General features: G+C 69.3%; 10 protein-coding genes. 3 read left to right on the top strand and 7 right to left on the bottom strand.

Annotated features, from left to right (window positions below):
• Window positions 1–56: 56 nt before the first annotated feature.
• Complete coding sequence (locus VFW69_RS03180; RefSeq protein ID WP_526498084.1) at window positions 57–773, bottom strand: FadR/GntR family transcriptional regulator; 717 nt, start codon at window positions 771–773, stop codon at window positions 57–59.
• A 45-nt stretch (window positions 774–818) separates the two neighbouring features.
• Here VFW69_RS03180 and VFW69_RS03175 point away from each other — a divergent pair, with 45 nt between their 5' ends.
• The 3 genes from VFW69_RS03175 to VFW69_RS03165 are packed head-to-tail and all read left to right on the top strand — an operon-like array spanning window position 819 to window position 3,951.
• On the top strand, window positions 819–1,763 hold the full coding sequence (locus VFW69_RS03175) for a tocopherol cyclase family protein (protein WP_526498082.1): 945 nt from the start codon (window positions 819–821) through the stop codon (window positions 1,761–1,763).
• Window positions 1,760–2,089 (top strand): hypothetical protein, encoded by a 330-nt coding sequence (locus tag VFW69_RS03170; protein WP_526498080.1) that lies wholly within the window; start codon window positions 1,760–1,762, stop codon window positions 2,087–2,089. The genes VFW69_RS03175 and VFW69_RS03170 overlap by 4 nt, the downstream gene beginning before the upstream one ends.
• Window positions 2,086–3,951 (top strand): GMC family oxidoreductase N-terminal domain-containing protein, encoded by a 1,866-nt coding sequence (locus tag VFW69_RS03165; protein ID WP_526498078.1) that lies wholly within the window; start codon window positions 2,086–2,088, stop codon window positions 3,949–3,951. Before VFW69_RS03170 ends, VFW69_RS03165 begins: the two co-directional genes overlap by 4 nt.
• A gap of 81 nt (window positions 3,952–4,032) precedes the next feature.
• Here the strand turns inward: VFW69_RS03165 and regX are convergent, their stop codons facing one another.
• From regX to VFW69_RS03135, 6 genes are all read right to left on the bottom strand, one after another.
• The gene (gene regX / locus VFW69_RS03160; RefSeq protein WP_067103096.1) at window positions 4,033–4,716 is read right to left on the bottom strand and encodes a two-component sensory transduction protein RegX; all 684 of its coding nucleotides are present in this window, start codon (window positions 4,714–4,716) and stop codon (window positions 4,033–4,035) included.
• Window positions 4,717–4,765: 49 nt separating this feature from the next.
• Window positions 4,766–5,995 carry a sensor histidine kinase gene (locus tag VFW69_RS03155; RefSeq protein WP_526498075.1) on the bottom strand — a complete coding sequence of 410 codons (1,230 nt, stop codon included), beginning with the start codon at window positions 5,993–5,995 and terminating at the stop codon, window positions 4,766–4,768.
• 155 nt (window positions 5,996–6,150) lie between these two features.
• Window positions 6,151–6,900, bottom strand: a complete 750-nt coding sequence (locus VFW69_RS03150) for a phosphoglyceromutase (protein WP_526498073.1) — start codon at window positions 6,898–6,900, stop codon at window positions 6,151–6,153.
• Window positions 6,901–6,925: 25 nt separating this feature from the next.
• Window positions 6,926–7,507, bottom strand: a complete 582-nt coding sequence (locus VFW69_RS03145; protein WP_526498071.1) for a YbjN domain-containing protein — start codon at window positions 7,505–7,507, stop codon at window positions 6,926–6,928.
• Complete coding sequence (gene mshA, locus VFW69_RS03140) at window positions 7,504–8,778, bottom strand: D-inositol-3-phosphate glycosyltransferase (RefSeq protein WP_526498069.1); 1,275 nt, start codon at window positions 8,776–8,778, stop codon at window positions 7,504–7,506. The genes VFW69_RS03145 and mshA overlap by 4 nt, the downstream gene beginning before the upstream one ends.
• A gap of 61 nt (window positions 8,779–8,839) precedes the next feature.
• Window positions 8,840–10,090 (bottom strand): ROK family protein, encoded by a 1,251-nt coding sequence (locus tag VFW69_RS03135; RefSeq protein WP_526498094.1) that lies wholly within the window; start codon window positions 10,088–10,090, stop codon window positions 8,840–8,842.
• Between the last annotated feature and the right edge of the window lie 22 nt (window positions 10,091–10,112).

Raw genomic sequence — 10,112 nt, 5'->3', positions numbered from 1 at the left:
AGTTAGGGCTCATCGCGGTGCACCCGGCGACTCGCATAGCCGAGTAGCCGCATACTTCAGGCTTCGGTGCGGTAAGCCACGACCATCCTTAGGGCGCTGGCGCTGAGGTACGCCTCGACGGCGGCGCCGGCCGCCGCCGCGTCGCGCGCCAGCACCGCCTCGGTGATCGCCCCCAGTTCGGCTACCACCGCGGCGGCGTCGTCATAGGCCGCGGTGAGTTCGTGTTCGCGGCCACCGAAGGCTTGCTCGACCCAGCGGTAGAGCAATCCCAACGCGCGGTTGCGACTGCAGTGAATGAGCACGCGGAAGTAGTCGAGGTCGGCGGCCTGGCGCGTCGCCGCGCTGTCGGCGTCCCAGACCGCCACCAGGGCGGCGCGCAGCGCCTCGGCATCCTCGGGCAGGCTGCGCTGCGCCGCCAACCGGCCGATCAATGGACCCAGCGCCGCCCGGATCTCGAGCAGCTCCACCAAGAACTCGGGTCCTAGTCGGCGGACCAGTGCCTCGACCACCTCGGGATGGGTGAGCGCCTGGGGATCTCGCACCAGGTTGCCGCTGCCGTGTCGGGCCTCGATCAGACCCATTTGCTGCAGGCGGGCCAGGCCCTGCCGTAACGACGTGCGATTGACACCGAGTTGCTCAGCCAGGTCGCGCTCCGGCGGCAAGGCAGAGCCGGGCGGAAACGCGCCATCGAGGATGGCGTCGGCGATCGAGGCGGCGATCTGCTCATCCACCCGCTGGCGATCTGGCGGCTGAAACGGGCTTGACTGGTTCATTGGCTCAACCAATATAGTGGACGGCGTCGGCGACGGGAGCACGTTATGGACGACGAAACACGGTCGGCCGCGGCCCCACGCTGGCGCGGCAAGGCAGGACGCCTCGAGGTCTGGTACGCCAGCCTGTCCGACCCACGGACACGCGCGGGCTTATGGATCCACTGCGAGACCGTGGCGCCGCTGCGGGGCTCCGCCTACGCGCACGGCTGGACCACCTGGTTTCCGCCCGACGGGTCACCCCGCACCGAGCGCTTCGGCCCTGAGCCCGCTCGGCCCGCGGCCGGCGCCGACTGGTTCAACGCCGCCGGGGTCCGGGTGGCCGATGGGCAACTCGGCGGCCGGGCCGGGTCGCTCGCCTGGGACCTGTCCTGGCGGGACACCGCTCGCCCGCTGTGGACGTTCCCGCGCCTGACCTGGGAGCGCGAGTTGCTGCCCGGCGCCCAGGTCGTCCTCGCCCCCACCGCCGACTTCGCCGGCTCGCTGACCGTGGCAGAGGCCGCCGCACCCATCGAGGGGTGGCGCGGCTGCGTCGCCCACATCTACGGACACGGAAACGCCAAGCGCTGGGGGTGGATCCACGCCGACCTCGGTGGCGGCGACGTCCTCGAGGTGGTCACCGCCGTGTCACACAAGCCGGGCTTGCGCAGGCTCGCGCCGCTGGCTTTCGTGCGCTTCCGCATCGACGGAAAGGACTGGCCCGCAAGCACTTTGCCGTCTTTGCGGATGCGGACGACTCTCGGCCCGCGGCACTGGCAGCTGGAAGGACGCATCGGCGATCGCCGGGTGCTCATCCGGGTCGACCAGCCGCCGGACCGCTGCGTGAGCCTGGGCTACACCGACCCCGACGGCGGCACCGCGGTGTGCACGAACACCGAACAGGCCGACATTCACGTCGAAGTCGACGACCGCCGTTGGTCGGTGCTCGGACATGCCGAGGTAGGCCTGCGCGGCGTCGAGGCGCCCGACATCAACGAAAGGATCCTGACATGAGCTTCCTTCTCGACCCGCCGCTGCTGATCGCCAGCGGCGCGCTCATCGAGCGGCACGTGCCATCCGACCGGCGAGACGTCGCCGAGGCCGCGGTCCTTGGCATCTTCTTCGGCGGGTCGTTCGGCCTCTACAACAACGTGCCCGGGCTCGGACTGCTGTGGCGGCCGTTCCGCGCCCGCAACGGGCGCGACTTCATGTGGAACAGCGGGGTTTTCGGGGTAGACACCGCAACAGGGGGTTGGCCCCTGCATGCGGCGGCGGCCGCCATCTTCGCGACCTATCCGTTCTTCATCAAGATGGGCCGCCGGCTCGGATTCCTGGTATGAGCCGTGCGGCCGAGCGGGCAACCACGTCGTTCGGCACCGCGCTGTTGCCCGAGGAACACGGCGGCCCGCCAGCGGCTCAGCTGGCTGAGCGCATCGAGCGTTACCTCACCCAGCTACCGGCGACATCCAGGCTGGGAGTGCGTGCCGGATTCACATCAGTAAGCGCCGCAAGCTATCTCACCACCGGCCGGTCACTATCGCGGCTCAGCCCCGGCGGCCGAGATCAGGTGTTGCGCCGAGTGGCTTCGCTCAGCCCGGAGGCCGGTGCTGTCCTCGAGGCGCTCAAGGCGATCGTGTTGCTCGCAAACGGTGCCGACACCTATGCGTCCGAGCTCTTCGCCCGCGCCCGCGAGAACGACGTGGCGCGCCCCGATCCGGACCTCACCATCACCTCCTCGGCCGACTGCCCGTCCGTCGTCACCGCCGAGGCGGTGGTCGTCGGCTCGGGCGCCGGCGGCGCGATGGTGGCCCGAACCCTGGCGCGGGCGGGTCTCGACACCGTCGTACTCGAGGAGGGACGTCGCTGGACGGTCGGGGAATTCCGCACCACCCACCCGATCGACCGTTACGCCGGGCTGTACCGCGGCGGCGGAGCCACCGTCGCGCTGGGACGCCCGTCAGTGGTGCTGCCGATCGGCCGCGCGGTCGGGGGCACCACCGTCGTGAACTCCGGCACCTGCTACCGGCCGCCCGCCGCCGTCGCACGGCGCTGGCGCGACACCTTCGGTCTCGGCCTGGCCGACCACGTCCGGCTGACGAACCACCTCGACGAAGTCGAACGCACGCTGGGGGTCGCGCCGGTGCCGATGGACATCATGGGCCGCAACGGGCGCCTGCTGCTCGACGCCGCCACGACGCTGGGCTGGCAGGCGGCGCCCATCCCGCGCAACGCCCCGGGCTGTGAGGGCTGTTGCCAGTGCGCTATCGGCTGCCCACGCAACGCCAAGTTCGGGGTGCACCTCAACGCGCTGCCGCAGGCCTGCGCGGCGGGCGCGCGGATCGTCTCGCACGCCCGCGTGGAACGGGTACTGCACCGGCACGGGCGTGCCTACGGGGTGCGCGCACGCCGTCCCGACGGCACCGCACTGGACGTCCTGGCCGACACGGTCGTTGTCGCCGCAGGTGCCACAGAGACACCGAATCTACTGCGGCGCAGCAATATTGGTGCGCATCCGCGGGTCGGCCGCAATCTGGCGCTGCATCCCGCAACGGTGCTCGCCGGGCGCTTCGATTCCGACGTCGTCGCCTGGCACGGCGTGCTGCAAAGCGCCGCCGTCCACGAGCTGCACGAGTCCCACGGCGTGCTCATCGAAGCCACGTCCACCCCGCCGGGTATGGGGTCAATGGTCTTCCCGGGCTACGGCGCTGAACTACTCGGCTGGCTCGACCGAGCGCCGCAGGTCGCCACGCTCGGCGCCATGGTGGCCGACCGTGGCGTCGGCTCGGTGTCGTCGGTTCGCGGCGAGACGGTGATGCGCTACCCGATCGACAGGCGCGACGCCGCCAAGCTCGTGACGGCGATGGAGGCCATGGGGCGACTACTGTTCGCCGCGGGAGCCCTCGAGGTCCTCACCGGTCTGCCGCATGCCAAGACGGTTACGTCGCTGCCCGCACTGCAGGATTCGCTGCGTCGCGCCGACCCGAGAAGCCTGCACGTCGCGGCGTTTCATCCGACCGGGACCGCAGCGGCGGGCGCCGATGAGCAGTTGTGTCCGGTCGACGCGACGGGTCGGCTGCGTGGCGTGCGCGGTGTCTGGGTGGCCGACGCGTCGATCCTGCCCAGCTGCCCGGAAGTGAATCCTCAGCTGTCGATCATGGCGCTCGCGCTAGGGGTAGCCGACGAGGTGGTCAGCGCCCGCTGAGTATGCGTATAGGGCGACGACACGCCGACTAACCCCGCCCTCAGTACACACCGAACGCGCTGAACGCACATCGAACGCGGTTTAGCCTTCGAGCTTGTAGCCCAGCCCCCGCACCGTCACCAGGTGCACCGGATTGGCCGGGTCGGCTTCGATCTTGGACCGCAGGCGCTTGACGTGGACGTCGAGTGTCTTGGTGTCGCCGACGTAGTCGGCGCCCCACACCCGATCGATCAACTGTCCGCGGGTCAGCACCCGCCCACTGTTGCGCATCAGATACTCGAGAAGGTCAAACTCCTTGAGCGGCAAGGTGATCGCGTCACCATTGACCGAAACGACATGGCGTTCGACATCCATCCGCACGGGACCGGATTCGAGCACGCCATCGCTGATCTCGGAATCGTCGTCACCGCCACGGCGCAGCACCGCTCGGATCCGCGCGATCAACTCACGTGCCGAATACGGCTTGGTCACATAGTCATCGGCACCGAGCTCGAGGCCCACCACCTTGTCGATCTCGCTGTCCCGGGCGGTCACCATGATCACCGGCACGCTCGAACGCGCACGCAGCTGCTTGCAGACGTCGGTGCCGGACATTCCGGGCAGCATCAGGTCGAGCAGCACGATGTCGGCGCCGCCCCGGTCAAATTCGGCCAGCGCGGCCGAACCGTCGGTCACCACGGTGGCCTCGAAACCTTCCTTGCGGAGCAGGAACGCCAACGGATCGGCCAGCGACTCCTCGTCCTCCACGATCAGCACACTGGTCATCGGCGCGATTCCTCCTCATCGCTGCGCTCTGCATCGTCATACGCGCGGGTCATCGGCTTAGTTCTTCCTCTCGTTGTGAGCGGTTGGGCCGCACGTCGCGGCCCTGCGACTGCTCGGATTCGCCATCGTCTTGATGAGACGCCATGGCCGCCGGAATGGAAAGGGTGAATGTCGATCCGGTTCCGGGCTTGCTCCACACGCCGATGCTGCCGTTGTGGTTGGCCGCGACGTGCTTGACGATCGCCAGGCCTAATCCGCTGCCGCCGGTGGCGCGGGAGCGCGCCTTGTCCCCCCGGAAGAACCGCTCGAAAACCCGCTCCTGGTCTTCCAGGGCTATCCCGATGCCGCGGTCGGTCACCGCGATCTCGATGTTCTCGCCGCGGCGGCGGCGGCTGATCGACACCGGCGAACCCGGCGGCGAATAGGCGATGGCGTTGGATACCAGGTTGGCCAGGGCGGTCACCAGCAGCGTTTCGTCGCCCAGCACCCGCAGACCGCTGGGCGCGTCAGTGCGGACCTCGATATCGGCGTTGTCGGCTCCCACCTTGTGGCGCGAAATCGCTTCGCCCACAACCTTATCGACGTCGACCTCGATGACGGTGGGCAGCCGTTCGGCTCCCTGTAGCCGGGACAGCTCGATCAGCTCGGCGACCATGTCTCCCAGCCGATTGGCTTCGACGAGCACTTTCTCGGCGAACCGCCGCACGGTTTCGGAGTCGTCGGACGAGGCCAGCAGGGCCTCGGCGAGCAGCGCCATGGCACCCACCGGGGTCTTGAGCTCGTGGCTGACGTTGGCAACAAAGTCGCGCCTGGTCGCTTCCATCCGCGCGTAGTCGGACTGGTCGTGGGCGAAGACCACGGCGAACCGGCGGTCTTCTTCGCTGAGCAATCGGGCCTGCCCGTGTACCGAGAGCCCGGAGCGGCCACCCGCTCGTTTCGCCGGCTGCAGGTCGAATTCGACGTCCACGCCGGTCAGGGCCTGCTGCGCCGCCTCCCAGGCCTGGTCATCGAGCTGACGGTCGCGCACCAGGCCCAACTCCATGGCCCGGTCATTGAGATAGACGACGTCGCGATGCGCGTCCACCACCGCCGCGCCCAGCGGCATCAGCGCCACAATGCGTTGCAGCATCTGCGCGACGGTGATCCCGGTCCATTCGGTGCCGACCCGCTGGCGGCGCTGCACCGCGCGCGGTGACAGCCGGGTCCCGACCAGCACACCTGCGGCCAGTGCCAGCACGGACAAAACCCCGGCCAGCAACAGCGCCGAGAACACAGTCACATAGCAAATCCTACAAATCTTCCTGAACGCTGCCCTAGCGCAACGAGGCCAAAATCGGACAAGTCACACCTTGCGCAACAGGTGTTCCGCTCTCGTTCACGCGATGTTTGGCTAAAAAGGCCTATATCTGGCAAAACGGCGCGGGCGCGCCGGCCTCAGCCGCGGCCCTGGCTGGCAACCGCGGCGGCCCCGGCGGCGGCCGCCTCCGGGTCGAGATAGGTGCCGCCGGGCACCACGGGCCGCAGGGCCGCGTCCAGGTCGTAGCGCAGCGGGATGCCGGTCGGGATGTTCAATTCGGCGATCTCGTCGTCGGACACTTGGTCGAGGTGCTTGACCAGGGCCCGCAGCGAGTTGCCATGCGCCACGATCAGCACCGTCTTGCCGCTGCGCAGATCCGGGACGATGACGTCGGTGAAATACGGCAGGAAGCGCACGACCACGTCGGCCAGGCACTCGGTGAGCGGGCCACCGCCGATGTCGGCGTACCGGGGATCGGTGTCCTGGCTGTAGGTGCTGCCCTTCTCGATGGGTGGGGGCGGCGTGTCATAGCTGCGTCGCCAGGCCATGAACTGCTCGTCGCCGTAGCGGGCCTTGGTCTCTGCCTTGTCCAGCCCCTGCAGCGCCCCGTAATGGCGTTCGTTGAGCCGCCAGGTGCGCCGCACCGGGATCCAGAGCCGGTCGGCGGCGTCCAGCGTCAGGTGCGCGGTGGAGATGGCGCGGCGCAGCAGCGAGGTGTAGAGGACGTCGGGCAACAGGTGGTTTTCGATCAGCAGCTCACCGCTGCGCACGGCTTCGGTCCGGCCCTTTTCGGTGAGGCCGATGTCGACCCAACCGGTGAACAGGTTCAGCGAGTTCCATTCGCTTTCGCCGTGGCGAAGCAGTACCAGCGTGGCGGTATCACCCATGCCGGTCAGTCTCTCACGCACTCATTCAGCGGTCGTCAGCGTCATCGTCGTCGTCGTCGATCAGGTGGGCGAAGGCCTCCAGGTTCTTCAGCGACTCACCGCGAGACACCCGCCACTCCCACTCTTTCTGGATCGATGAGCGAAACCCCAACTCCAGCAACGTGTTGAAGTCCGAATCCACCGCTTCGAGCACCTGCCCCAGCACTCTGTCGAGCTCGTCGGCGTCCACCGAGTGCAGCGACATGCGGCCCACCAGATAGATGTCCCCGACCTTGTCCAGGGTGTAGGCCACGCCGTAGAGGCGGCGGTTGCGCTTGAGCAGGAAGCGGTAGACGCCTTCGTGGTTCTCGTCGGGCTTGCGGCACACGAATGCCTCGACCCGCACCGAATGCTCGCCGACGCTCAGGATGGTGTTGGTCTTGAGCTTGCGCTCGCCGGGCAGTTCGACCACGAGCCCCGATGAACCACCATGTGCCCCAGCATGTTTCGAGTAGTTCAGCCCACTGGCCTGCAGGGCATCCTCGATCACCTGGCTGACCGTGGCCGAATTGATGCGCCGCTCCTGCGCATCGCTTCGCTCTGCATCGTCACCGGCGGAAGGCGTCATGCGCCCACCCCCCGGCGCTCCGCGGTGTATTCGCGAATCGCGCGCCGATAGCTGGCCAACAGCGCGTCGGTGGTGTGGTCCCAGGAGAACGTTGCGGCATGCGCGACTGCCGCGCGGCCCACCGCGTCGGCTTGCGGCGCAGGCAATCGCAGCAGCCGGCCCAGGGCATCCGCCCACTGTTCGACGTCGTGCCCGGCCACCAGCGTGCCAGTCACCCCGTCCCGCACGGCCACCGGCAGCCCGCCGACCGCGGCCGCGGCCACCGGCGTCCCGCACGCCTGCGCCTCGAGGGCGACCAGACCGAAAGACTCCGAATAGCTGGGCACCGCAACCAGATTGGCCGCCTGGAACAGCGTGGCCAGATTCGGGCGCGACTGCGGGGGCAGGAACGTCACGCGCTTGGTGATACAGAGTTGGTCGGCCAGCCGGGCCAATCCGTCCGGGGACGCCAGGCCGCTACCCGAGGGCCCCCCGGCCACGACGATGCGCACGCCGGGCAGCTTCGCGACGGCGCGCAACACGATGTCGGGCGCCTTCAGTGGCTGGATCCGGCCGACGAACGCCACGATGTCTTCATCGAGCGGAAGTCCCAGTGCGGTCCGGGCGGCCCTGCGGTCGCCGGGGCGGAACACGTCGAGATCCACTCCGGGGTGGACGATGTCGATTCTCGCCGGGTCGGCGCGATGAATCGAGATCAGTTGGTTGGCTTCGTCGTCCGTGTTGACGATCAACCGGTCCGCTTCGTCGACGACCTGCTGCTCGCCGACCGTGCGCAGCGGCGGTTCTGGAGAATCCCCCTCGGCCAGGGCCGCGTTCTTGACCGCGGCGAGCGTGTGCGCGGTGTGCACCAACGGCACCGCCCAACGATCGCGCGCCAGCCAACCCACCTGCCCGGACAGCCAGTAATGCGAGTGCACGATGTCGTAGTAGCCGGGCTCGTGCGATGCCTCGGCGCGCAACACCCCGGCCGCGAACGCGCACAGCTGGGTGGGCAGGTCGTATTTGTCCAGGCCCTCGAACGGGCCCGCCACGACGTTGCGGACCAGCACCCCGGGCGCCACCCGCGCGACCGGCGGGTCGGCGGAAGCGGTCGCGCGCGTGAAGATCTCCACCTCGATGCCCCGCCGCGCCAGGTGCAACGCGGTCTGCAGCACGTAGACGTTCATGCCGCCCGCGTCGCCGGTGCCGGGCTGGGCGAGTGGTGAGGTGTGGACCGCCAACACTGCGACACGGCGCGGTTCATTCAGCCGGAAAACGTCATCGTGCCGCACCCTGTCATCTTTACAGGATGGTTCCGCGTCCAGCTCAAGCGCGCCGGACACGACAGTCGCGTCAGGCGGACGACTCGTCGCGAGCCACGTCGTGCAGCCGAGAATCCAGCGCCCCGGCGCGCCGCATCGCGCCCAGTGGATCGGCATACAGCCCGGACAGCGAGACGGTTCCCGCGCCGGCCTCCTGCACCCGGTTGCCGAAGGCGGTGAGGCGGATGTCGCGCGGCCCCAGCACCGAGCGTTCGACGAACGCCGCCTCGACCTGTTCCATCGCCTCGGGGTACTCGGTGAAAGCCTGGCCGCCGACCACCAGCTCGTCGGGGTTGAGCATGTCGCGCAGCAACGCCACCGCCTCACCGAGCACGCGGCCCCGCTCGGTGAGCAGGTCCTTGGCCTGCTGGTTGCCGGCTCGCGCCACGCGCAGCAGATCGGAGATGCCGGTGGCGGATCCGTTGGCGCGGTTCGCCGGGGCGAACGGCAGGATGCGCAGCTGGCGTGCGACGGCCACGACGGCCTCATCGCTGACGGTGGACTCCAGTTGGCCGGTGCCACCGAGCAGCTCCGAGTGGGCCGGCAGGGTCGCGATGGTGCCCGGGCCGCTGGCCGGGACGTGCACCCGCCCGCCGATCACCAGCGCATAGCCCACGGTCTCGCGGGCGTAGACGTACAAGCTGGTCGGCGAGCTGGGCAGGAACCGCCGCATGCCCAGCAGCAGCTCGGCGCCCGCCATGGCGTCGACGTGTGAGGCCACCGAGACGGGCAGGCCCAAGGCGTCGGCCAGCACCTGTCCGACCGGCGCCTGCCGCCAGCCCAGTCGCGGGTGGTCCACCTGGCCGGTGACGCTGTCGACGGTGCCACCGATGGCGACCCCCACCCACAGGGGCCGCCGGCGATGCCAACGCCGCAGGTAGCGGCGGGCGCTGTCGGCCAGCGTCGCGAGGGCGGGCCCGGCCGGGTTGCGCGGAGTCGGGGTCTCGACGGTGTCAAGGGTGCGGCCGAACAGGTCGGTGGCCACGATGCTGGTGGTTCGTGCACCGATGTGGAGGCCGAGCGTCACGAACGGCTCGTGGTTGACCTCGACCGGCACGCGCGGGCGGCCGATCGCGCCGGAGACGGCCAGATCGGCGCGCTCGCGCAGCAGGCCTGCTTCCAGCAGGGCGATGACCTGGCGGTTGACCGTGGCGATGCTCAGCGAGGTGACGCCGGCAATGACGTCACGGCCGACGGGGCCACGCAGCCGGACGGCCCGGAAGACGGAGGCCGCCGCCGAGCCGGGGATATTCAGCGCCGGCGGCACGATTTGCCGGCGCACCGAGCGGTGGCCCTTTTGACCG

The organism is Mycobacterium sp. (assembly GCF_036273375.1).
Classification (GTDB): Bacteria; Actinomycetota; Actinomycetes; order Mycobacteriales; family Mycobacteriaceae; genus Mycobacterium.
This window is presented reverse-complemented; position numbering and strand designations above follow the sequence as displayed.